Raw genomic sequence first — 22,986 nt, forward strand, 5'->3', positions numbered from 1 at the left:
TTTGCCTTCACTATTACAAAAACTAACAACCAAGGAATGCCCATGGCCGAAGACCGCCTGCCCCCACTCAACGCCGTGCGTGCGTTCGAGGCCGCTGCCCGCCTGGGCAGCTATGTCGCGGCATCCCAGGCGCTGCACGTGACCCAGCCGGCGATCGGCCGGCATGTGAAGAACCTCGAGGACTGGCTGGGTGTACGCTTGCTCGAACGCTCCCCGCGCGGGGTGACCCTTACCCTGCCCGGCGCCCATTACTACAAGGCCGCAGCGCAGGCGCTGCAGATCCTCGCCGACGCCGGTGCGCGCCTGGGGCAACGTGGTGACGAGCGCTGGCTGCGCATCCTCTGTGTGCCGGCGTTCGCCTCACGCTGGCTGACACCGCGCATCGACACCTTGCGCAGCCTGCGCCCGGACCTGAGGATCGCCATCGAGCCCAATGCCACGTTCACCAGCGTGGATGCGCGCCAGGCAGACCTGGGCATCGCCTTCGGTCTGCCGGGTGAGCTGAGCGGTGTACGTGAGGTGTTGATCCGTCCGAAGGTGTTCGCGGTCTGCGCGCCGAGCTACCTGGCGCAGTTGCCCGCAGGGCTGAGCGCTGCCGACCTGACCGCCTTGCGGCTGATCCATGTCGATGACGGCACCTGGTGGAACAGCTGGTTCGCCGCCAATGGCCTGAGGGTGCGGGTCAAGGCCGATACTTCGCATATCAGCAACGATATCGTCCTGAACCTGGCCCAGCGCGGCCACGGCATCGCCCTGGCCACTGAGGTGCTGGTCGGACGTGAACTGCGCGAAGGCAGCCTGGTGCGTTGCGTGGAACAGGCCGTGGCGCTGGAGAGCTATCAGTTGCTGACGCCACCCCAGCCGCCGAGTGCCGATGCGTTGTGGTTCATGGATTGGCTGGGGAGCAGCCTGCGGGAGGAGTATCCGGATGCGCTGGTGGTCGCGCAGAAGCCCTCCCATGCGGGTGATACTTGAAAACTACATTCCCTGCTCAAGCAGTTATACGACACATTGCGGTGCTGGTAATGGCGTGTCCGTGCCGAGGCTATCAACCCAAGCTTTAACGGCTTGGTGGTCAATCACGCAGCCAGCGTCAACATCCGCCAGGGCTTCCGATGTCAACCGCACCCTTTCTTCTTCATGGGCCAAGATAGAGCTGGTTTTGATGGTATTCGCCATTATCGGATCTCCTCAGTGTTCGAACTGAAACTAACCTCCGCTCATCAGTGCCTCCAGTGGTGCTCTGTGCTGCAGGGTCTCCCAGCAGTTTGATGCAAAAACAGTGAATGGTCATTCTGCGTCAACGGGCTGCGTAGCCTTGCACCGGCTACGCCGGTGGTCGCGGGGGATCGGCGCACCTCCGCTCCCACACGGCGTTCGCTAGAAATCCACCGAGGTGGAGAACAACAACGACCGCGGCGTGCCCAGTCCGCCAGACAGGCCGCTGCCGTCGCCGCCGTTCCACGAGCCGATCCAGTAGGCCTTGTTGGTCACGTTCTGCACGGTGGCACGCAAGGTGACCGGCTTGTCCGAGACCTTCAGGGTATACCGGGCCCCGAGATCGAAAATCGTGTAGGACGGCAGCGACAGGTTGTTGGCATCGGTGGCGTAGCGCCGGCCGGCATAGTTGGCGTTGCCGGTCAGGGTCAGCCCGGGCATCTCGCGCAGGTCGTACTCGACGCCGAGCTTGGCCAGCACCTTGGGCACGCCGGTGGCTTGGTTGCCTTCGTTTTCCTTGCGTATCGATTTGGTCAGCTCGGCCTTGGTGTAGGACGCACCGCCCAGCAGGCGCAGGCCCGGCTCGAGCTCGCCGAAGAACGACCATTCCAGGCCACGGTTGCGCTGTTCGCCGTACACGCCGTAGATCTGCGTGAGCGGATCGGTATAGGCGCTGGGTTTCTTCACCTGGTAGACACTGACCGTGTGCGCGAAGGTGCCCAGGTCGAGCTTGGCGCCCAGTTCGTACTGTTTGGTCTGGTACGGCGCCATGATCGCGCCGGCGTTGCGCGCGTTGTCCGGGGCGATGCCACCCTGGCTCAGGCCTTCGATGTAGTTGCCGTACAGCGACAGTTCGTCGGTGACCTTGACCAGCAAGGCCGTGGCCGGCGAAACCCGGCTTTCATCGTAGGCCTTGGAAGTACGCTGGTGGTTGCCGTTGTAGTTCGACGCGCGCACGTTCTGGTGGCGTGCACCGACGGTCCACTGCACCTTGTCATCGAGGAACGACATCGTGTCGAGCAAGGCTTCGCTGCTCAGTCGGGCGCGCATTCGCGAGGTGACGTTGCCGTACTCGCCGATCTCCGGGCGCGGGCCATAGTCCAGGTTGTAGTAGTTGGTGAGGATGCGAGTCGGCAGGCGCTTGTCCTTGAAGCTGTTCTCGGAGTCGTAGCGGGTTGCCGCCAGCGACCAGGCGTGGTCGACCGGGCCAGTGGCGAAGCGCCCGCGCAGGCCGACTTCGCCGGACTTCTGCTCGCCATCTCGAGCCGAGCGGATCGGTGTGGCGGAGATGTCGCCGGCATCATTGAGCAGCATACCGCTGGTCATCAGCGCGTTGTAGCCCCCTTCCCTATGGCCCCAGCCGGCGAATGCGGTGAGCGAGTCGTTGAGGTCGTACTCACCGCGCAGCACCACGGTATCGGTGTCGTTGACGGTGTAGCCCCACTCCGGGGCCAGCGAGTGATCGCCCTTCTTGGCCTTGGGCAGGTGGGTCACGCCGGGGCTGATCGAGGCAATGCCGAAATAGTTGACCCCGTCCATGCGTTCGCGCTGGTGGTAGTAGTCCAGCGACGCCCTCGCCCGCTCGCCGCGCCAGTCCAGGGCCAGGGACGACAGCTGCATGCGGTGCTGCTGGTCGTCCACCGGGGTGTCGCCGTCGCGGTAGACGCCATTGAAGCGCACGCCGAACTGCTTCTGGTCGCCGAAGCGGCGGCCGATATCGGCATGCATACCCGCCAGGCCATCGGACTCGTAGGAGGCGGTCAGCCGGGCCAGGGGCTCGTCGCCGGCACGCTTGGGCACGATATTGATGCTGCCGCCGACGCTGCCGTCTGGCGGCATGCCATTGAGCAGCGCCGACGGGCCCTTGAGCACTTCGATGCGCTCGGCAAGCTCGGTGGACCCGCGCATGTTCGGCGCCATGCTCGGCAGGCCGTTGAAGGTGATGTCGTTGCCGGTGCTGTACAGGCCGCGGATAAAGAAAGTCTCGAAGATACCGCGCTTGCTCGGCACGTAGACCGACGGATCGGTGGCACCGATCACCGAGCCGATGTCCTGGGCCTGGCGGTTCTCGATGTATTCCTTGGTGTAGCTGATGGCGTTGAACGGGGTTTCGCTGAAGTCCTTGTTGCCCATCAGCCCTACCCGGCTGCCCGAGCCGACCTGGCCCCCGGCATATTCCGGTGGCGGGGCACCGAGGGCGTCACGGGTGTCCTGCACCAGGGTTTCCGGCAGGGTCAGGCCCTCTTCCTTCACGTCGGGGGTCTGCTGCTGCGCCGAGGTGGTGCTGCGTGGCGGTTGCGCGAAGGCGTTGCCGGCGATGGCGGCCATGCCCAGCAGCACGGCCATGCGCAAGGCCCTGCGGGGCAGTTTCGGTGCCTGGGGATGTTGCAGTGGAGGCATGAGGGATTCCTTTCGGGACAGAATGGTAATGTTTCTCATTAGTCATTCCGTACGAATCGGCGAATCCCTCAACAGAAATTACAGTCACTTGGCCACTATCGGTTTCACATCTGTACCGGCCTCATCGCCGGCAAGCCGGCTCCACAGGAATCGCGCCCGGCTGCAGTTTCTGTGGGAGCCGGCTTGCCGGCGAATGGACTGCGTAGCAGCCCCCTTTCAGGAAGTCAGCCCTGATATCCCTTCACCACCTCGTCCGCTACCCGCTCCAGGCAGGTCACGCTGGCGGTGCACAGGTACCAGGTCTGCGGATCGACGAACACCACATGGCCGTTCTTCCACGCCTTGGTCTGGCGCAGCAGCGGGTTGTCCAGGGTCTCGCGGTCCAGCGCGGCGCGGCGCTCCATCACCGCGGTGCGGTCGATCACGTAGAGGATGTCCGGGTCGGCCTGGTGGATGAACTCGTTGGAGATCGGCTGGCCATGCAGGCCAGCCTGCATGTCGTCGCTGGCCGGCTTGACCCCGAGGGTGTCGAAGATGAAGCCGTAGCGCGAACGCACACCGTAGGCGGTGAACGCGCCGTTGTTGTGCAGCACCACCAGCGCCTTTTCCGGGCGCCCGTCGGTCACCTTGCGCACCTGGGCCACCTTGGCATCGATGCGCGCAGCGGTTTCCCGGGCCAAGTCTTGCTTGCCGAGAATTTGCCCGACGGTCAGCAGGTGCTGCTTGGCGGTGTCGATGACATTGCCCTGGCGGTTGTCCATGTCGATGTCGTAGTGCACCGTCGGCGCGATCTGGCTCAGCTCCTGGTAGCTCTGCGCCTGCAGCGGCGAGATCAGGATCAGGTCGGGCTTGAGCGCATGCAGGCGTTCGAGGTTGGGCTGGATGGTGGTGCCAACGTCCGCCACCTTGGGGTCGTCGCGGTACTTGACCAGGAAGCCCGCCACATAGTCCTTGGCGATGCCGACCACCGGCGCGCCGAGCTGGTCGAGGGTGTCCAGCTCGCTCATGTCGAAGGCCACCACGCGTTGCGGCTGGTGCTCGACCAGCGTGGTGCCCAGGGCGTGCTCGATCTTCACCGGGGCGTAGTCGGCGCTGGCCGCGCGCGCCTGCTCCTGCGGGGCCTGGTCGCAGCCCGGCAACGCGGCCGCCACGGCGGCGGCCAGGAGTATCTTGCAGATTCCGTTCATACCAGCTCTCTCGATAGTGATGGGTTGAAGTAGTTGCAGACGAAACCCTGCGCGCTGGGCAGGATCTCGAACGCCAGGCCGAACAGCGCGCGCAGGTTGGCCTCTGTGACCACCTCGGCGACCGGCCCTTGGCTGTGCACTGCGCCCTGCTTCATGGCGACGATGTGGTCGGAATAGTTGGCGGCAAAGTTGATGTCGTGCACCACCAGGATCACCGTGCGCCCCTGCTCGTCGCAGAGCCTGCGGATCGCCTGCATGATCTGCACCGCGTGTTTCATGTCGAGGTTGTTCAGCGGCTCGTCGAGCAGCAAAAGGTCGGTGCGCTGGGCGATGGTCATGGCCAGGAAGGCCATTTGCCGCTGGCCGCCGCTGAGTTCGTCGAGGTAGGCGCGGCGCAGCGGCTGCAGCCCCAGAAAATCCAGGGATTCGTCGATTACCAGGTGGTCGTCGGCGGTCAGCAGCCCGCGGCTGTAGGGGAAGCGGCCGAAGGCGACCAGTTCCTCGACGGTCAGGCGCAGGTTGAAGTCCAGGACCTGGCGCAGGGTGGCCACGCGGCGGGCGTAGTCGGCGATGGCGATGCGGCCGATGTCCTGGCCGTCGAGCAGGATGCGCCCGCGGCTGGCCGGCAGCAGCCGGGCCATGCACATGAGCAAGGTGCTCTTGCCGGCGCCGTTGGGGCCGATCAGCGAGGTAACCCGACCGGCCGGGAACTTCAGGCTCACGTCTTCGAGCACGGTCTTGTCGCCATAGGCCTTGTGCAGGTGTTCGAGGGTGATCATGGGGTGCCTCGGGTACGGACCATCAGCGCGAGGAAGTACGCGCCGCACACCAGGTTGACGAGGATGCTCACGCTGGTCCGGTAGTTGAACAGATGCTCGACCAGCAGTTGGGCGAGCAGGAACATGCCGATGGCCACGGCGCAGGCCAGTGGCAGGGTCACCTGGTGCCGGGCGCTGCGTGCCAGGGCGTAGGCGATGTTGGCGACGAACACCCCCATGAACGCGGTCGGCCCCACCAGGCTGGTGGACACCGCCACCAGCACGGCGATCAGCGCCATCTGCAGACGCAGGCAGCGGCCATGGTCCAGGCCCAGGGCAATGGCTTGGTCGCGGCCCAGCGCCAGCACGTCGAGCACCCGCGTGCCGCGCGCCACCAGCACTGCCACTGCCGCCACCAGCAGGCCCGAGTACAGCACTTGGGCCGGCTGGGCGCGGTTGAACGAGGTATAACCCAAGCCTTGCAGGATGGAGAATTCCCCCGGGCTGGTCTTGAGCTGGATGAACTGGGTGAAGGTACCCAGCACCATGGTCAGCACCAACCCCAGCAGCAACAGGCGGTAGACATCCCCGCGCCCCTCGCGCAACAGCCAACGCTGCAGCAGCCACGAGTACCCGAGCATCAACGCGATTGACAGCAGCGCGTTGCCCTGCGCGCCGAGCAGCGCCACGCTGCCGGTGCCCAGCCACAGCACCAGCACCGCCTGGAACAGCAGGTAGATGCCTTCGTAGCCCATGATCGCCGGGGTCAGCACACGGTTGCCAGCCAGGGTCTGGAAGATCACCGAGGACAAGGCGATGCACACCCCGGCCACCACGATCGCGCCCAGGCGCACCAGGCGCTTGGGGATCACGTAGCTGAAGTCCAGGCCCGAGCCCAGCAACAGGAACGCCAGCACCAGGGCCGGCAGCAACAACCAGGCGGCGCGGCGCATCATTTGCACTTCCACAGGATCAGGACCAGGAACAGCACCCCGCCGACACTGCCGGCGGTCAGGCCGATGGGCACTTCGTAGGGGTGGATCAGCAGCCGGCCGAGGATGTCGCAGGCCAGCAGCAGCGCCGCGCCGCACATGGCGACGATGGGCAAGGTGCGCTTGAGGTTCTCGCCGTAGCGCAACGCCACCAGGTTCGGCACCACCAGGCCGACGAAGGGGATCGCGCCCACGGTGATTACCGTGGCCGACACCGTTACCGCCACCAGCACCAGGCCGAGGATCGCGGTGGCCGCGTAGTTCAGGCCGAGGCTGGTAGCCATGCCCTCGCCCATGCCCAGCACTGTGAAGCGCTGCGCATATAGATAGGTGAGCACGACGATCGGCAGGATCAGGTAGATGATCTCGTAGTTGCCCTCGATCACCCGCGAGAAGTCGCCCAGCAGCCAGCCCTGCATGCTCTGCAGGATGTTGTGGCGATAGGCATAGAACTCGGCGATGGCGCTGAGCACGCTGCCGTACATCAGGCCGATCACCGGCACCAGCACCAGGTTGGTGAAGCGTATGCGGCGAATGATCGCCACATACGCCAGGCTCGCCAGCAGGCAGAACACCAGGGCAAACAGCATGCGCCCGGTGGCCCCGGCACCCGGCAGCACGGTCAGGGCCACCAGGATGCCCAGCTTGGCCGCGTCGAGTCCGCCGCAGGTGGCCGGCTCGACAAAGCGGTTGCGCACGATCTGCTGCAGGATCACCCCGCAGATCGACAGGCCGACACCCGTCAGCACCAGTGCCGCCAGGCGTGGCAGGCGGCTGGCGGTGAGGGTCAGCCAGGCATCGTCGGAGGCCGACAGCAAGGCCGACCAGGACATCTGGCTGGCCCCGACCATCAGTGAAACGCCACACAGCAGCAACAACAGTGTTGGCAGCAACACCCGACTCAAGCGGTCACTCCATCGCCTGCGGCCTCACCGATGCGCCAGCCCTTGGCGGCCCTGCGTTGCTCGAGGAAGTGCGCGTACAAGCCACCTTCGGCAGCCAGCTGGGCATGGGCGCCCTGTTCGCGGATACGCCCTTCGTCCAGCACCACGATCTGGTCGGCCATGGCCACCGTCGACAGCTGGTGGGCAATGACGATCAGCGTGCGCTTGCCGCGCAACCGCGCCAGCGCTTCGGCGATGGCCGCCTGGTTCTCGGCGTCCAGCGCCGCGGTGGCCTCGTCGATCAGCAGGATTGGCGCGTCCTTGATCAGCGCGCGGGCAATCGAGATGCGCTGGCGTTCGCCGCCGGACAGACGCGCACCGCCCTCGCCCACCGGCGTGTGCAAGCCTTCGGGCAGACGTTCGAGGATCTCCTGCACCCCGGCCAGCCGCGCCGCCTCGAGCACTTCGGCCTCGCTGGTGTCGGGTTTGCCCAGGCGAATGTTGTCGGCGATGCTGCCCTGGAACAGGTAGGCGTCCTGGAAGATCTGACTGATCTGCCCGGCCAGCTGTTCGGCGGACATCTGCCGCACATCCACCCCGCCGACCTTGACCCGGCCCTGGGTGACGTCGAAGAAACGGGCGATCAGGCGCACCAGGGTAGTCTTGCCCGAACCCGATGCACCGACCAGCGCCGTCATGCTGCCGGGCGCGATGTCCAGGCTGACCTCGCGCAGCACCTCTGGCTGGTCGTCGCCGTAGCGGAATCCGACCTGCTCCAGCTGCACCGAGCCGTCGGCCGGCGCCTGCGGTGCGGCGGGCTCGGGCAGCGGCTCGACGGCCAGCAGCTCGGCCACCGCCTGCAACTGGCCGCGGGTGCCGCGCAGCACCTCGCTGTAGCCGGCCACATCCAGCAGCGGGTCGATGAAACGGGTCGCCAGCACCAGCGCGACCAGGGTGGCGATCAGCGTTGCGTTGTCGAAGCCCGCGCCGGCCTGCTCGCCGAGCCACAGCGTGGCGACCACCAGCAACGCGGCGAAGCTGGCCTGCACCGCCCAGACGTTGAGCACCGACGACAGCGCCGACAGCTGGATCAGCTTGCGCGCCGCCTGTTGTTGCTGGGCCACGGCCTGCTCCAGGAAGCGCGTTCCGCCCTGTTCGCCATTGAAGGCACGCAGCACCGACTGCGCCTGGGCGAACTCGACCATGCGCTGGCTGGTCTGCGCGGTGTCGCGCTGGTAGCGCTGGTCGGCGCGCTGGCCAAGGCGCATTGTCGCCAGCATCACCAGGGCCAGCAGCGGCAGGCTGACCAGGGCCACCAGGCCCAGGCGCAGGTCGACCAGCAACAGCGCAACGAGGATCACCAGCGGCGTCACCACCCCGGTGAACAGCGGCGTGAACACATGGGCCGGCAGTTGCGCGATCTCCATCATGCCCTGGGTGGTGACATGGCTCAGGCGCGCGGTGTTGGCGGCATTGAACCAGCCCACCGGCAGCGTGCCGACATGCTCGCCCAGGCGCTGGCGGCCACCGCGCAGCACGGCAATGCCCACGGCGATGCCGGCCTTCTCCACCCGGCGCCGCAGGTACCAGCACACCACTACGCCCAAGGCCAGCAGCGCCAGCCACTGGCCGGCGGCCTCCAGCTGATTGCCCAGCAGGTGGCGCAGGATCGGCACCAGGGTGACGATGGTCAGCCCGCACAGCACGCCATACACCAGCGCCAGGCGGATGTAGCGGCGCAGGAACACGGCGTCGTCGCCGAGCAGTCGAACGAAAGTCCCCAACATGATCAGTGCTCCTCCACCTGCGCGGTCGCCCGCGTCTTCGCATAGCCGCCGGCGGCCCACAAGCGGGCATACAGCCCGCGACGGGCCAGCAGTTCGTCGTGATTGCCGCGCTCGGCGACGGTGCCCTGGTCCAGCACCAGGATCTGGTCGGCGTGCATCACCGTGTCCAGGCGATGGGCGATCACCAGCAGCGTGCGCCCCCGGGCGAAGCGCGACAGCGCCTGTTGCAGCTTGACTTCGTTCTCGGCGTCGGCCGCCGCGGTGGCCTCGTCGAGCACCAGCACCGGCGGGTCGAGCAGCACCGCGCGGGCAATGCTCAGCCGTTGCAGCTCGCCGCCGGAGAACTGCACGTCCTCGCCGATCACCGCGTCGTAGCCGCGCGGCTGGGCGAGGATGCGCTCGTGGATATTGGCAATCCGCGCCGCCGCCTCGATCTGCTCCTGGCTCGCCGAAGGCCGGCCCAGGGCAATGTTCTCGCGCACACTGGCATGGATCAGGCGCACGTCCTGCAGGACAAAGCCGATGCGCCGGTACAGTTGCGCGCTGTCGATCTGTCGCAGGTCGACGCCGCCCAGGGTGATACGCCCGGCACTGGGGTCGAAGAAGCGCAGCAGCAGGCGCGCCAGGGTCGACTTGCCGGCGCCCGAGGCGCCGACCACCGCTGTTACCGTGCCCGGTTCTAGGGTGAACGACACCTCGCTCAGCACCGGATTGCGCGGGTCGTAGTGATAGCCCAGGCCCTGCACCTCGATGCGCGCATCGGTCGGCAGTTTGCCGGCGCCCTGGCCGTCGGTCTCCAGCACCGCCGTGTTCAGCAGCGCCTGCACGCGCTGGGCGGCACCGGTGGCGTTGTTCAGGTCGTGGGTGATATAGGCCAGCAACAGCAGCGGCGCACAGATGCCCGGCGCCACCAGGGCGAACGGCAGCACCTGCACCGGGGTGATCCAGCCCAGGCCGACGAACAGCGTGCCGAACGCCAGCACCACGCCCAGTACCGATACCGGCGCGATCATCGCATTGGCGTTGGCCATGGCGCTGACCAGCGGCCGGGTGAAGTCGGTGAAGGCCGCGGCGAAGGCGTCCACCGCCTCGCGGTAGCTGCCATGGGCCTTGCGCTGCCCGCCGAAGGCCTTGACCACCGGGATGCCGTTGACGAACTCGACCACCGCCTGGTTGATCCGCCCCATGCCGGCGCCGAAGGCCTGCATGTTGCGGGCGCTGGCCTGGTGGGCACGGGCGAAGAACAGGAAGAACAGCGGGAACGGCAGCATCGACACCAGCGCCATGCGCCAGTCCATGGCGAACAGGTAGACGATCGACGCCAGCACCGCCCCGGCGCTGCGTCCGAGGGTGGTGTAGAAGTGCGCGGTGAGGCTGTGCAGGATGCCGATATCGTCCTGCATGGCCTGCTTCACCTCGCCGGAGGCGCGGCTGGTGAACCAGCCCAGCGGTACCCGTGCCAGGCGGCGGATGATTGCCAGGCGCAGGGTGCCGGTGATGTGGTTGTCAGCCAGGTGGGCCACCAGGTCGCCCAGCGAAATCAGGGCCATGCCGACGAACAGGCAGCCCAGCCCCAGCACGATCACCGGCCAGGCCTGCGCGACGCCCTGCCCTTCGGCGAACGCCAGCCGGGCGACCTCGGCGATCGCGGCCAGGGGCGCCAGGCTGAGCATGGCGCCCAGCGCGGCGAACAACCCGGCGACGATCAAGCGCCCACGAATCGGTGCCAGCACTGCGGCGACCGGCCCCTTGGCGGGCTGCTGCACCGCCACCCCTTGTTCAACACTCATGAATGCTCCTTTTCAGCACGAAGAGCAGGCCGGGCAGCCACTTGGGCGCCCAGCCCGCCAGTCCTTCTCAACCTGTATTCCGCACGAGGCGGGCAAACCCGTAAAAAACAATGCCCACACTCAGGCGCCACTGCCGATGCGGTAGCGCCTGCAGGTGCGCACGCCGGCGGCGATGTACTTCTCGACCGAGGACACCGACACCCGCAACTCGGCGGCGATGGCGCGATGGGCCATGCCGTCGAGCCGGCACAGCAGCAGGGCCTGGCGGGCCTTGGGCGAATGCCGTTGCAGGGCGCTGTCGATCGCGCCCAGGGCCTCGACCACCAGCGCCCGCGCCTCTTCCGACGGCACCCGCGGCTCGGGCTGCAGGCCATGGTCCTCAAGGTAGCGGGTTTCACGTTGGCGGCGGCGGTACAGGTCGATGACCTTGCCGTTGGCGATCTGCGTCAGGTGGCAGCGCGATTGTTCCGCCGTCGGCACCTGGCCCTTGTTCATCAGGTGCAGGTAGATATCGTGGGCCAGGTCCGCCGCGTCCACCGCGTTGCCCAGCTTGCGGCGCAGCAGCTCGCACAACCAGCCGTGATGATCCTGATACAGCTGTTGCAGCTGTTGACGAAGCGCGAACGTTCCGTTGTCCACGGTACCTCTCCCTGAGCGTGGTGCATTCCAGACGGCTTCCTTTGACGTGCGCCAATCTAGATGATAATTATTTGCATCTTTCTCACCATAACGAATCCTCGGGATTCACGCAATGCACCCCGGTGGTGCGAACCCTCTGCGCGGCCACTCACCGCGATCCACGGATGGCAGTGAAGGCCGACGCGGGCCTTGATCGATCGAACAGCAGGAAGCTAACCATGTTGGAACGCAACACCACCCTACCCTCGCCCCAGGCGCTGGATGAACACGAAGAACTCGCCTGGTTCGCCCAGCAACAGCAACCCGAGCAGCTGCACCGGCAACTGGGCGCCTGGCGCCTTGGGCCCACGGCCGACCTGTCGCTGCTGGCCCTGGCCGTGCAGGCGGTGGTCGAAGCCACGCCGGGCCTGAACAGCCGCTACCACTTCAGCGACGACGGCGACCTGTACAAGACCCAGGAACCCGGCTGGTACCCGTGCCTGCGTATCGAACGGAGCGCGGCCGAGGGTCTGGACGCCCTGCTGCGGGCGCGCCAGGCGGCGCCCTGGGATTCCACCACGCAACCGCCATTCGAGGCCCTGCTGCTGGCCGGCGATCACCAGGCTGCGCTCGGTCTGCTCTGCCATGCGGTGCTGCGTCAGTCGCCGCAAGCCCTGCTCGAACGCATCCGAGCCGCCTATGACGCTAAGGCCGGCGACCAGCCACTGGTGCTCGAACCGTTGTCGCAGGCGCCCTCGACGGACATCGCGCAACGCATCCTCGACGCGTTCCGCCAGGCATTGGCGGAGCCTGGCATGACACTGGACGATGACTTTTTCGACATGGGCGGCCACTCGCTGCTGGCCACCCGGATCATCGGGCGCTTGCAGGGCGAGCATGGCATCGAACTGCGCTTCAGCGACTTCTTCGCCTCGCCCAGCGCATCGGCGCTGGCCAGCCGCGCCAAGCTGAGCCAAGGGCAAGCCAGCCAGGCCAGCGATCAGGCCAGGGATATCCAGCAAGCGCCGATGGCCCTGGCCCAGGCGTCGTTGTGGCGCGCCTGCGCGGCCTTCGACTACGGCACCATCTTCAACCTGCCCTTTGCCCTGGACTTCCACGACCCGGTGGACGAAGCGCTGCTGCAGCAGGCCTTCACCGACCTGCTGGAGCGCCATGCCAGCCTGCGCACCACTTACCATGGCGAGGGCGACGACGCCTGCCAGCGCATCGTGCCGCTGGCCGAGCTGGGCCGTTTCAAGTGGTTCTGGAACAGCGCCGAATGCGCTGGCGCGAGCCTGGCCAGCGAGGCGAAGCACCGCTTCGACCTGGCCCGCGAACTGCCACTCAGGCTACGCATCCTGCGTGACCCGCACAGTGGCCACCAGGTGCTGTCGTTCCTGGTCCACCACATGGCCATCGACGAGTGGTCGCTGAACGTGATCATGGCCGAACTGGCCGAGGCCTACCTGGCCCGCGCCCAGGACCGGGCGCCGCAATGGCCCGCGGCGGCGCGCACCTTCCACGAATTCGCCCTGACCCAGAGTGCCCAGGGCCCGAATCCACGCCACCTGGCGTACTGGACCGAGCTGCTGCACGACGCCACCCGCGGTCTCGCCCTGCCCGCCTGCGATGACGCCACGCTGCTGCCCGCCGACCAGGCGACCACACGTGCGCGCTGGCTGGAGCTGCGTCCCGAACCCGGCATGCTGGAACAACTGGGCGCCAGTGCCCGGCAACACCAGTCGTCACTGTTCAGCGTGATCTACACCGCCATCGCCCTGTCGCTGCACAAGCTCGGCAACCTCTCGGACCTGGTGATCGGCACCTCGGCGTCCGGGCGCACCGACCCTGCGTATTTCGACACCGTCGGCTACTTCACCACCATGGTCGCCCACCGCGTGCAGTTCGCCCCCGAACAGTCGCTGGCCGGGTTGCTGGGCGAGGTGACGCGGATGATCAACGACTCGATGGCCTATGCCGACGTGCCCATGGAGACCATCCAGCAGGCGCTGGGCATGACCCCCGCCGAGGGCCTGATGTTCGATGTGTATGTGCAGATCCACGCCAACAACGCCCTCAATGGCACGTTGCAGGCACCCGATGGCCGGGCTATCCGCTACAAGCAGATCGACCCGGACAAGAGCGAGTCGATGTTTGGCCTGCAGTTCGAGATCATGGAAGATGTGTTCGATGGCCAGCGCTCGCTGCGCCTGGTGATCACCTACCGCAGCGATCGCTACAGCAGTGCTCAGGTCGAGCGCCTGTGCGCGATGATTTCGACGGCGTTCGGTGTGTTGGCCGAGGCGGATGGCGGCCGGAGGGCTTTGGCTGCGGTGGTTTTGTAGTTCAAGGTGGGCGGCGCTTCTGGGACTGAGCGTCGCCTGCTATGTGTTCGGCGAAAGAAGTTCAGCGCCCTCAAGATCGAGCGCCGCCCGCGCGGCGCATCGCTGGCAAGCCAGCTCCCACATCTATTTCGGGCCAGTTATGCCTGCGCCGCCGCGGCTGTACGCCTTGTGGGTACGACACGGTCTCAGCGTGGGCATCACTGGCGTCCCACTTGTCTCAAGACATGCACCAAGGCGGACAGCGACAACTTCACAGGACAGACTGGCCCGAAATAGATGTGGGAGCTGGCTTGCCAGCGATGCGCCGCGCGGGCGGCGCTCGATTTCATAGGCGCAACATCCCTCCCGGCGAACACCTCGCAGCCCAAACGCCAATCACCCCTCCGGCAACCCATAGCGCTGGAACGACGAGCGCTGCGGCACCCGGTACTGCGCCCGGCCCAGCAACTGGTTGACGATCACCGCATTGCGCACCGGCCCCAGCCCCAGGTCTGGCGAGCCGACGCCATGCTGGAAGATCTCGGCGTTCTGCACGAACACGCGGCCACTGCCGCCATCGCAACGCTGCGCGGTGAAGCCCTCGCCGACGATGCAGTCGCCGTGCGCGTCGGTGGCCAGCACCGAACCCTTGAGCTGCTCGAACCACTGCGGCCAGGCATGGGCATAGCCGGTCGCCGCGACGATCGCGTCGGCTTCCAGCGTTGCCCGTTGCTCCAGCTGGCTATGCCGGAAGGTCATGCGCAGCCCCGCCGAGCCCAGGTCCTCGACCGTCTCCACGTCACAGCTGGACAGCAGCGTCAGCCCAGGCTCGCGCCCGCCGATGGAGCGTTCGTAGATCAGGTCGTAGATCGCGCCGATGGTCGAGAAGCTGATGCCTTTGTACAACAGGCCCTGCTGGGCGACGATCTCCCGGCGTTTGTCCCGCGCCAGGGTGTGGAAGTAGTTCATGTACGCCGGGGTGAAACACTCCTGGCCGAGCTTGGAGTACTCCATGGGGTGGAAGCCTCCCGAGCGGGTGATCCAGTGGATCGACGCCCCCGCCTCCACCTGCTCCGGGGTCAGTGCGTTGAACAGCGCCAGCACGCACTCCGCGGCGCTCTGTCCGGAGCCGACCACCACCACGCGCCGGCACTGCTCCAGCTCGCCCTGACGCTTGCCGAACTCCGCCGAGTGCAGCAACGGCGCCTGGGTGCGGGTTTGCGCCCAGGCCGGCAACCATGGCCGGGTACCGAGGCCGATGGCCAGGTCGCGACTGCTGTAGCGCCGCTCCAGGCCCGACACCGACACGCTGTCGATGACGAAACGCTCGCTGGCATTGTCGTAGCGCACGCCCGTGACCTCCTCGCCGAAATGGCAGTCCGGCAGTTGGCCCGCCGCCCAGCGGCAATAGTGGTCGTACTCGCGCCGGGGCACCTGGAAGTGGTCGTAGTAGTAGAACTGGAACAGGCGGTCGTGCTGGTGCAGGTAATTGAGGTAGCTCAGCGGGTGACACGGGTCGGCCAGGGTCACCAGGTCGGCCAGGAACGGCACCTGCAAGGTGGTGCCGGGCAGCAGCAGGCCCTCGTGCCAGCGGAACTGCGCCTTGCGCTCGAGGAACGCGCAGCTCAGGTGCGGATGGCGTGACAGCAGCGCGGCCAGGCCCAGGTTGAACGGTCCGATGCCGATGCCGGCGATATCCAGGTGTGCGATGTCCATATGCTCGATAATTTCCCAAGAACGATGATTGGCGCCCCGGGCCAGGCCCAGGGCGATTGATTCAGGCCGGTGGTTTCACACGGGGGCGGTGACGAGCAGGCGCTCGACCTCTTCCACCGTGCGGCACGGCAGCAACTGCGCGGGCGACAGGCGCACCGCGAAGGCTTCGCCCAGGCGCGCCGCCAACGGTTTGAGGTGCTGCGGCCGCAGGCCCATGGCCAGAAAGTCCCTGGCAGGCTGGGTGGCGCCGAGCACCTGCTGGTAGATCGCCAGCACCTGGGCATGACGCTGCGGGTCGCTGGGCACAGCCGCCGGTATCGGCGCCTGCCCGGTGTCACCTTCAAGCAAGACGCGGGCGAGCCTGCGGTCCGGCTTGCCGTTGGCGGTCAACGGCAAGGCGTCGACCTCGACGAACCGCGTGGGCACATGGGACTGCGGCAGCAGGGCCCGGGCATGCTCGCGCAACGCCACGGCGCCGGGCGGCGCAGCATGGCGCCTTACATACAGCGCGCCGATGCAGGCCTCGCCCTGTTGCGTGTCGCCATAGTCCACCACCAGCACCTGCTGCACCGCCGGATGGCGGATCAGCTCGATCTCGATGTCCGGCAGCGACACCCGCACGCCGCGCACCTTCACATAGCCATTGACCCGGCTGTCGAACAGCAGCACGCCGTCCTCGCGGTAGCGGCCACGGTCACCGGTACGGAAGGCACGCACTGGTGCGCCGTGCTCGTCGAGCACGTTGACGAAGTCGTTCTGCACCAGCTCGCCGTCCTCCAGGTAGCCCAAGGCCAAGCCCACCCCACTGGTGTGGATACGCCCGGCGACGCCCTGCGGGCAATGCGCGCCGTGCTCGTCCAGCAGCCAGTAGCGGTTGCCCGGCAGTGGCCGGCCATAGGGCACCCTGGCGCGGTCCTGTGCACCGATTTCGTGCCAGATGCTCCAGATGGTGGTCTCGGTCGGGCCACCCAGGGACACCAGCCGCGCCTCGGGCAGTTGCTCGCGTAGTTCGGCGATCACCGCCGGCTTGATGTAGTCGCCGCCCTGGGCCAGCAGGCGCAGGCTGCGCAGACCATCACCCTGACGGCAGGCCAGGAGCATTTCGAGGATGGCCGGCACCGAGCACCAGAGGCTCACGCCGTGCTGCCTGACCAACTGGTTCCAACGCAGCGCATCCTTTTCCTCGCCGGGCTCGGGCAGCACCAGCGCCGCCCCGGCGCACAGGCTGCCGAACACGTCGAACAGCGACATGTCGTGGTGCAGCGGGGTCACCGAGATGAACACATCGTCGCGGCTGACCTGCCACTGCGCCAACGTGCTGCCGATGACATTGGCGGTGGCGCGGTTGTTCAGCACCACGCACTTGGGCTTGCCGGTGGTGCCGGAGGTGTACAGGTAGTAGGCCCGCGCGGTGCTCGCCGACAAGGCCGCCAGCCCCGTCAGGTCCAGGCCTGCCGGAGGGCTGGCCAGCAGTGGCGCGACAGCGTCGACCACCAATGCCGGCTGGCAGTTGTCCAGCAGATAGCGCAGGCGCTCCTCGGGCGCCGCCGCGTCGATCGGTACCCAGACCAGCCCGCTCAGGGCGCAGGCCAGGGTCGTCATGGTGTGCTCCGGGCCACGTGGCAGGCAAATGGCGACCACCTGGCCGGGGCGCAGCCCGCGGGCCTGGAATGCCCCGGCAATGCGCTTCACACCCTCCCCCAGTTCGGCATAGCTGATGCGCCGCTCGCCATGCAGCAAGGCGATGCGTCCATTGTCCGGGCCGAACAGGTTGTGGGCGATGCGCCCAAGGAAATCGACCGGCTCGGCCCGCGCCTCGCTGCTGTTCAGGCGGTAGTGGCCAAGGTCGATGAACTGCCGTGCGTGGACTTCGAATGCAGCCTGACCGGCCAATTGCGCCACCGCCTGGTTCAAGGCCGCGAGCAACTGCCCGACCCAGCGGCCATCGACTGCTTCGCGGGCATAGTCGATCTCGAACGCCAGCCCGCCCTCGGCGGTGTTGCAGAAACGGATGTCCATGGCCACCTGCGGCGTCTGGGTCAGGCCCGCGCTCAGGGACATCGGGCCATCGACCGCGCCCACCGGCCAGGACAGGCCGTTGGTCAGCACCACCGGTAGCGCTGGGCCCGGGCCGTTGCTGTCGTACAGCAGGCGGGCCAGGTCCACGCCGGAGAACGCCAGGTGCTGCAAGCCTTCCAGCACATCGGCCTGCAGGCGCTTGGCGCGCTCGGCCAGGCTGGGCAGGCCGCGCTGCCAATCGATGGCGATGAAGCTGGAGCGGTTGGCAAATGCGCCGTCCTGCGGCGGCGCCACCGGCACCGCCACGCACAGGCTGCCTTCGTCGAGCCAGTGGCCGAGCACTTCCAGCACCACGGCCATGATCGTCGAGTTCTTGAACAGCCCCTCACGCGCACCGGCGCGGCTCAATGCCTTAAACGCTTGGGCGGAGATTACCTGGCGCTGGCGGGCGTATCGGGCCACGCCGACCTTGTCCAAGGCTTGGCGCCACGGCAGCCTTGGCGCACCGTCGACCTCGGCCAGCTTTGCCTTCCAATACTCGGCATCGGCCTTGCGAACCTCGCTCTGGTCGATGCCAGCCCTCGACGGCTCGCTGGCCGTCAGCGGCTGGCAGTGGCCGTCGAACAACTCGACCATCAAGGTCGCGATGGAGCGTCCATCAAGAATCAGCGCATCGAAGCGCACGAACACCACCAACTCGCCTTGTGGCAACTGGAAGGCGGTGACACTCCAGGGCGGCCCGACCAGGTCGAACAGCGCATGGGCATAATCCTCGCGACGGACTTCGAGCTGCGCCTGAGCCTGCTCGGCCGTCAACCCGTGCAGGTCGATCACGTCCAGGTTGACCTGCACCTGATCACTTATCGACTGGGTCAATGCCTGGGCATCGATACGGGTGCGCAGGCTGTCGTGGCGGCGCACCATGTCCGTGAGGCGGCTGCGCAGCAGCGCCAGGTCCATGCGCCCGCGATACTCGCGGAACTCCTGCATGGCCACGCCGCCCAGCGGCAGATGCTCGCCACGCCCCAGCAGGTAAGCCTGTTGCAGAGCGTTCAGTGGTCGATCCCGGCTCGCCGCGATCGACAATGGCTGGTGCAGCGCGCCCGTGTCGGCAGCCACCGCCACAGCCAGGGCGATGAAGCGCTCGAACAGTGCCTGGACCCAGTCAGCGGGCAATGCGTCCAGGCGCACGTCCCAATTGATCAGCAGGCCACCGTCGGCCCGCGCCACCTGTGCGTCCAGGGCCACCTGCGGGCCCTGGGAGATCACCCAGTCCATCGGCCCGAACACCCGGTTCACCCGCTCGGAGAACAGCTCGCCGCCAGGCAGGTCCAGCCCTGCGGTGAACACCACCGGTGCCAGTTGCGGCGTACCGTGATGGCGCGACAGGTCGCGCATCAGGTCCACTCCCGGATAGGCGCTGTGCGCCAGGCGCTCCACCAGTTGCCGATGCAGATCCCGGCACAGCGCGGCAAGGCTGGCGACACCGGTGAAGTCGACGTCCACCAGCACCAGGTTGGCGAACTCGCCAACGATGCGTTGCACAGGCTCCAGCAGCGGTTCGCGCCAGAACACCGGGACGTTCAGGCGCAAGCGCCGATCGCCGGTGTGCTCACCCAGGGCGGTGGCGAACAGCCCGAGCATCAACGCCGACGAGGTGATCCGCTGTGCGCGCGCCGCGTGCTGCAAGGCACGATACTGCGCAGGTTCAAGGCGAGCGGCAAAGCGCTCGCTGCGTGCCGGCCCCGCAGGGAGCAAGGGCAACGAGGGCGCCGGGGCGATCTGCGCCAGGCGTGCTCGCCACCAGGCGCGATCGCGGCTGCGGGCGGCACGCAGGTCGGCATCGGCACGCACCTGATCCAGCCAATCGAAGTAGTTTGGCGTGGTCGGCAGAACGCTTTCAGGCGAATCGTACAGCCGGGCCAGGTCTTCCATCAGCACCCGGAAGCTCGACGGGTCCACCGCGATCATGTCGGTGTCCACGTGCAGCCGGCTCGCATTGCTCGGCAGCAGGCTCAGGCCGAAACGCGCACCCTGGCCTACACCCAGGTCCAGGCGCTGGTGGCTCCACTGGCGACGTTTCTCCAGCAGGCGCCGCTCCACGGCTGGACCATCCAGATCGCTGAAATCCTCCAGCTCCAGATGGGCGCGCTGTGCTTCGTCGATGGCCTGCAGCCCCTGCCCGTCGATGCGCAGGCTGAGCATCGGATGCGCCCGGTACAGCCCCTCAAGTGCGCCGGCAAGGCGCGCCACATCGATGGCCCGGCCATCGAACTCGGCGTACAGGTGCGCGCTGACGCCACCCAGTGCCGCATGTGCATCCCGCCCGATCCAACAGGCGGCCTGCATCGAAGTTAACTCTCTCATCGCTTACCCGCGTAGTTGACAAATCCATGTGTTTCGCGTCCTCATATTTACTAACGAGAATGATTATATTTCAAGGTTTTCTTTCTCACCCATCGCCAAGGAGGCAACCCATGAAGACAGGCACCCTGCGTTTGCAAGACAGGGACACCATGCCGCTCAACCAAGAGGATTCGAGCTTTTCATTCACATCCGGCGAGCGCGAGCTGAGCGTCAGCGGCCTGCGCGAACGCATCGACATCGCGGCCCACGGCAGCCATTTGGCCGGTGGCGCACTGCGGCGCAGCATCGACCAGGCCTTCGAACGCGCCCGCCAGGCCGGGCAGGAAAATCCCATCGTGGTCGGTGCGATCCCCTTCGACACCACCCAGGCTTCCAGCCTGTACGTGCCCGAGGCCTATACCTGGCAGGCGTGCGCCGCGGCTCCTGTACAGCCCGGCTCGCTGCCTGCTCTGCTCAGCCAGGCCAACATCCCCGACGAACACGGTTTCAAGCGCGCCGTGCGTCACGCCATCGTCAACTTCCAACACAGCGATGTGCGCAAGGCCGTGCTCTCGGTGCAGCGCGAACTGCACTTTGCCGCGCCCGTGGACACGGCCCAGGTGCAGGCCAACCTCAAGGCACTGAACCGCGAGGGCTATCACTTCCGCGTGCCCCTGGCCGACGGTTCCACCCTGCTGGGGGTGAGCCCGGAACTGCTGGTGCACAAGCAAGGCAGCGCCTTCGTCAGCAATCCTCTGGCCGGCTCCGTGCGACGCATGGCCGACCCCGAGGCCGACCGCGCCAATGCGCAATGGCTGGCGGCGTCGGAGAAGGACCACTACGAGCACCGCCTGGTCACCGAGGACATCGCCCAGCGCGTCGGCGAGCTGTGCAGCCGCCTGCAGGTCCCCGAGCGGCCCTCGCTGATCAGCACCGCCGCGTTGTGGCACCTGTCCACGCGCATCGAGGGCGAACTGGCCTCGGCCGATATCGACGCCCTGCAACTGGCCTGCCGCCTGCACCCGACCCCCGCGGTCTGCGGTTACCCCACCGAGCGCGCCCGGCAGTTGATCCGCTTCGTCGAGCCCTTCGAGCGTGGCCTGTTCACCGGCATGGTCGGTTGGTGCGACGCCCAGGGCAACGGCGAGTGGGTGGTGACCATCCGCTGCGGCACCTTCAACGGCCAGCGCGTGCGCCTGTTCGCCGGCGCCGGCATCGTCGAGGCCTCCAGCCCCGACAGCGAATGGAACGAAGTACAGACCAAGCTCGGCACCATGCTGCGTGCCTGTGGCCTGGACCATTGACCTCAAACCCGCTTTCCGAGATGCCCATGACCATCGAATTCACCCCCTGGCCCGCGGACCGGGCGCAGCGCTATCGCGCCGCCGGCTACTGGAACGACCAGACGCTCAGCCAGTTGCTGATCGCCCGCGCCGCCGTGCAGCCGCAAGCCCCGGCGATCCTCTGCGGCGAACGCCGCATCAGCTACGGCGAACTGGACCGCCGTGCCTCCAACCTGGCATCGCGCCTGGCCGCCCACGGCCTGGGCCAGGGCGACACTGCGCTGGTGCAGTTGCCCAACGTCGCCGAGTTCTACATCGTGCTGTTCGCCCTGCTCAAGGCCGGCATCGCCCCGGTCAATGCGCTGTACAGCCACCGCCAGCACGAGCTGGGCGCCTTTGCCCGGCAGATCCAGCCGGCCCTGCTGATCGCTTCGGCGGAGCATGAGGTATTCCGCAATGACGCGTTCCTCGACGACCTGGCCAAGGAAGGCCTGCGCCCGAAGCTGACGCTGATGCTCGATGCCCTCGACGACTGGAGCGCCAGCGCCGATGTGCGCGGCACCCACTACGCGCCCAGCCCGTCCGGCGAGGTGGCGTTGTTCCAGCTGTCCGGCGGCAGCACCGGCACCCCCAAACTGATTCCGCGCACCCACAACGACTACGCCTACAGCGTGCGGGCCAGCGCGCAGATCTGCGCCCTCGACAGCGACACGCGCTTCCTCTGCGCGCTGCCGGCGGCGCACAACTACACCCTCAGTTCCCCCGGTGGCCTGGGCGTGCTGCACGCCGGCGGCTGCATCGTCATGGCGGCCAACCCGGAGCCGTTGCACTGCTTCGCCCTGATCGAGCGCCACGCCGTGACCATGGCCGCCCTAGTGCCCAGCGCCGTGGCCCTGTGGCTGCAGGCCGCCCCCGGGCACGCCGCCAAGCTGCGCAGCCTGCGCCTGCTGCAGGTCGGTGGCGCCAGTTTCGCCGAGGCCTTGGCGCGCCAGGTTCCCGAGGTGCTGGGCTGCAAGCTGCAGCAGGTATTCGGCATGGCCGAGGGCCTGGTCAACTACACCCGCCTGGATGACAGCGACGAGCAGGTATTCACCACCCAGGGCCGGCCGATCAGCGAGCTGGACGAGGTGCGCATCCTCGACGAGCAGGGCCAGCCGGTCGCCGACGGCGAGCCGGGCATGCTCGCCACCCGTGGCCCCTATACCTTCTGCGGCTACTACAAGAGCCCCGAGCACAACGCCCAGGTGTTCGACCAGGACGGTTTCTACCACTCCGGCGACATCGTCCAGCGCAGCGCCGACGGCAACCTGCGGGTCGTCGGGCGGGTCAAGGACCAGATCAACCGCGGCGGCGAGAAGGTCGCCTCGGAGGAGATCGAGAACCTGATCGTCATGCACCCCGACGTGACCCACGCCGCCCTGGTGGCGCTGCCCGACGAACTGCTCGGCGAGAAGAGCTGCGCCTTCATCGTCTCGCGCAACCCGCAACTCAAGCCGATTGCCCTGCGCCGCCACCTGATGGGCCTGGGCATCGCCGAATACAAGCTCCCGGACCGGATCCGGCTGATCGACGCCATGCCGCTGACCGCGGTGGGCAAGATCGACAAGAAGCAACTGCGCGCGCTGCTCGCCGTCGCCCCGACCGCCTGACCGTCCAAGGACTCG

At 67.1% G+C, this 22,986-nt stretch carries 15 protein-coding genes; 4 read left to right on the forward strand and 11 right to left on the reverse strand.

Annotation, left to right across the window (positions count from 1 at the left end; translation table 11 throughout):
* Positions 1-42 precede the first annotated feature (42 nt).
* The gene (locus tag AAHK21_RS23245; RefSeq protein WP_367858463.1) at positions 43-975 is read left to right on the forward strand and encodes a LysR substrate-binding domain-containing protein; all 933 of its coding nucleotides are present in this window, start codon (positions 43-45) and stop codon (positions 973-975) included.
* Positions 976-999: 24 nt separating this feature from the next.
* Here the strand turns inward: AAHK21_RS23245 and AAHK21_RS23250 are convergent, their stop codons facing one another.
* From AAHK21_RS23250 to AAHK21_RS23290, 9 genes are all read right to left on the reverse strand, one after another.
* Positions 1,000-1,179 (reverse strand): CopG family transcriptional regulator, encoded by a 180-nt coding sequence (locus AAHK21_RS23250; RefSeq protein WP_367858464.1) that lies wholly within the window; start codon positions 1,177-1,179, stop codon positions 1,000-1,002.
* Between the two features lie 201 nt (positions 1,180-1,380).
* Positions 1,381-3,618: a TonB-dependent receptor gene (locus AAHK21_RS23255; protein ID WP_367858465.1), complete on the reverse strand. Its 2,238-nt coding sequence runs from the start codon at positions 3,616-3,618 to the stop codon at positions 1,381-1,383.
* A gap of 224 nt (positions 3,619-3,842) precedes the next feature.
* Complete coding sequence (locus AAHK21_RS23260) at positions 3,843-4,805, reverse strand: siderophore ABC transporter substrate-binding protein (protein WP_367858466.1); 963 nt, start codon at positions 4,803-4,805, stop codon at positions 3,843-3,845.
* Positions 4,802-5,584 (reverse strand): ABC transporter ATP-binding protein, encoded by a 783-nt coding sequence (locus tag AAHK21_RS23265; RefSeq protein ID WP_367858467.1) that lies wholly within the window; start codon positions 5,582-5,584, stop codon positions 4,802-4,804. Before AAHK21_RS23265 ends, AAHK21_RS23260 begins: the two co-directional genes overlap by 4 nt.
* Positions 5,581-6,516: an iron chelate uptake ABC transporter family permease subunit gene (locus AAHK21_RS23270; protein WP_111532888.1), complete on the reverse strand. Its 936-nt coding sequence runs from the start codon at positions 6,514-6,516 to the stop codon at positions 5,581-5,583. The genes AAHK21_RS23265 and AAHK21_RS23270 overlap by 4 nt, the downstream gene beginning before the upstream one ends.
* Complete coding sequence (locus AAHK21_RS23275; RefSeq protein WP_231867513.1) at positions 6,516-7,406, reverse strand: ABC transporter permease; 891 nt, start codon at positions 7,404-7,406, stop codon at positions 6,516-6,518. The genes AAHK21_RS23270 and AAHK21_RS23275 overlap by 1 nt, the downstream gene beginning before the upstream one ends.
* Before the next feature lie 50 nt (positions 7,407-7,456).
* Positions 7,457-9,226 (reverse strand): ABC transporter ATP-binding protein, encoded by a 1,770-nt coding sequence (locus AAHK21_RS23280; RefSeq protein WP_367858468.1) that lies wholly within the window; start codon positions 9,224-9,226, stop codon positions 7,457-7,459.
* Between the two features lie 2 nt (positions 9,227-9,228).
* Positions 9,229-11,016, reverse strand: coding sequence for an ABC transporter ATP-binding protein (locus AAHK21_RS23285; RefSeq protein WP_367858469.1), 1,788 nt, complete (start codon positions 11,014-11,016; stop codon positions 9,229-9,231).
* Positions 11,017-11,136: 120 nt separating this feature from the next.
* The gene (locus AAHK21_RS23290; protein WP_046855607.1) at positions 11,137-11,655 is read right to left on the reverse strand and encodes a sigma-70 family RNA polymerase sigma factor; all 519 of its coding nucleotides are present in this window, start codon (positions 11,653-11,655) and stop codon (positions 11,137-11,139) included.
* 218 nt (positions 11,656-11,873) lie between these two features.
* On the opposite strand from AAHK21_RS23290, the gene AAHK21_RS23295 reads away from it, so the two are divergent.
* On the forward strand, positions 11,874-13,979 hold the full coding sequence (locus AAHK21_RS23295; RefSeq protein WP_367858470.1) for a condensation domain-containing protein: 2,106 nt from the start codon (positions 11,874-11,876) through the stop codon (positions 13,977-13,979).
* Positions 13,980-14,354: 375 nt separating this feature from the next.
* Here the strand turns inward: AAHK21_RS23295 and basC are convergent, their stop codons facing one another.
* A complete protein-coding gene (basC, locus tag AAHK21_RS23300; protein ID WP_367858471.1) occupies positions 14,355-15,674 on the reverse strand; it encodes a putative histamine N-monooxygenase in 1,320 nt (439 codons plus the stop codon).
* A 75-nt stretch (positions 15,675-15,749) separates the two neighbouring features.
* A complete protein-coding gene (locus AAHK21_RS23305) occupies positions 15,750-20,042 on the reverse strand; it encodes an amino acid adenylation domain-containing protein (protein ID WP_367858472.1) in 4,293 nt (1,430 codons plus the stop codon).
* 128 nt (positions 20,043-20,170) lie between these two features.
* On the opposite strand from AAHK21_RS23305, the gene AAHK21_RS23310 reads away from it, so the two are divergent.
* Both AAHK21_RS23310 and AAHK21_RS23315 read left to right on the forward strand, forming a co-directional pair.
* Positions 20,171-21,343: an isochorismate synthase MenF gene (locus tag AAHK21_RS23310; protein WP_367858473.1), complete on the forward strand. Its 1,173-nt coding sequence runs from the start codon at positions 20,171-20,173 to the stop codon at positions 21,341-21,343.
* 26 nt (positions 21,344-21,369) lie between these two features.
* The gene (locus tag AAHK21_RS23315) at positions 21,370-22,971 is read left to right on the forward strand and encodes a (2,3-dihydroxybenzoyl)adenylate synthase (protein WP_367858474.1); all 1,602 of its coding nucleotides are present in this window, start codon (positions 21,370-21,372) and stop codon (positions 22,969-22,971) included.
* The last annotated feature ends 15 nt before the right edge of the window (positions 22,972-22,986 follow it).

The organism is Pseudomonas sp. TE50-2, assembly GCF_040813665.1.
In the GTDB taxonomy this organism is placed as follows: Bacteria; Pseudomonadota; Gammaproteobacteria; order Pseudomonadales; family Pseudomonadaceae; genus Aquipseudomonas; species Aquipseudomonas soli.

What these genes read in the sequence shown, in the direction of transcription:
- AAHK21_RS23245 (WP_367858463.1), top strand. Translation starts at nt 43, where the DNA reads ATGGCCGAAGACCGCCTGCCCCCACTCAACGCCGTGCGTGCGTTCGAG.
- AAHK21_RS23250 (WP_367858464.1), bottom strand. Translation starts at nt 1,179, where the DNA reads ATGGCGAATACCATCAAAACCAGCTCTATCTTGGCCCATGAAGAAGAA.
- AAHK21_RS23255 (WP_367858465.1), bottom strand. Translation starts at nt 3,618, where the DNA reads ATGCCTCCACTGCAACATCCCCAGGCACCGAAACTGCCCCGCAGGGCC.
- AAHK21_RS23260 (WP_367858466.1), bottom strand. Translation starts at nt 4,805, where the DNA reads ATGAACGGAATCTGCAAGATACTCCTGGCCGCCGCCGTGGCGGCCGCG.
- AAHK21_RS23265 (WP_367858467.1), bottom strand. Translation starts at nt 5,584, where the DNA reads ATGATCACCCTCGAACACCTGCACAAGGCCTATGGCGACAAGACCGTG.
- AAHK21_RS23270 (WP_111532888.1), bottom strand. Translation starts at nt 6,516, where the DNA reads ATGCGCCGCGCCGCCTGGTTGTTGCTGCCGGCCCTGGTGCTGGCGTTC.
- AAHK21_RS23275 (WP_231867513.1), bottom strand. Translation starts at nt 7,406, where the DNA reads ATGGTCGGGGCCAGCCAGATGTCCTGGTCGGCCTTGCTGTCGGCCTCC.
- AAHK21_RS23280 (WP_367858468.1), bottom strand. Translation starts at nt 9,226, where the DNA reads ATGTTGGGGACTTTCGTTCGACTGCTCGGCGACGACGCCGTGTTCCTG.
- AAHK21_RS23285 (WP_367858469.1), bottom strand. Translation starts at nt 11,016, where the DNA reads ATGAGTGTTGAACAAGGGGTGGCGGTGCAGCAGCCCGCCAAGGGGCCG.
- AAHK21_RS23295 (WP_367858470.1), top strand. Translation starts at nt 11,874, where the DNA reads ATGTTGGAACGCAACACCACCCTACCCTCGCCCCAGGCGCTGGATGAA.
- basC (WP_367858471.1), bottom strand. Translation starts at nt 15,674, where the DNA reads ATGGACATCGCACACCTGGATATCGCCGGCATCGGCATCGGACCGTTC.
- AAHK21_RS23305 (WP_367858472.1), bottom strand. Translation starts at nt 20,042, where the DNA reads ATGCAGGCCGCCTGTTGGATCGGGCGGGATGCACATGCGGCACTGGGT.
- AAHK21_RS23310 (WP_367858473.1), top strand. Translation starts at nt 20,171, where the DNA reads ATGAAGACAGGCACCCTGCGTTTGCAAGACAGGGACACCATGCCGCTC.
- AAHK21_RS23315 (WP_367858474.1), top strand. Translation starts at nt 21,370, where the DNA reads ATGACCATCGAATTCACCCCCTGGCCCGCGGACCGGGCGCAGCGCTAT.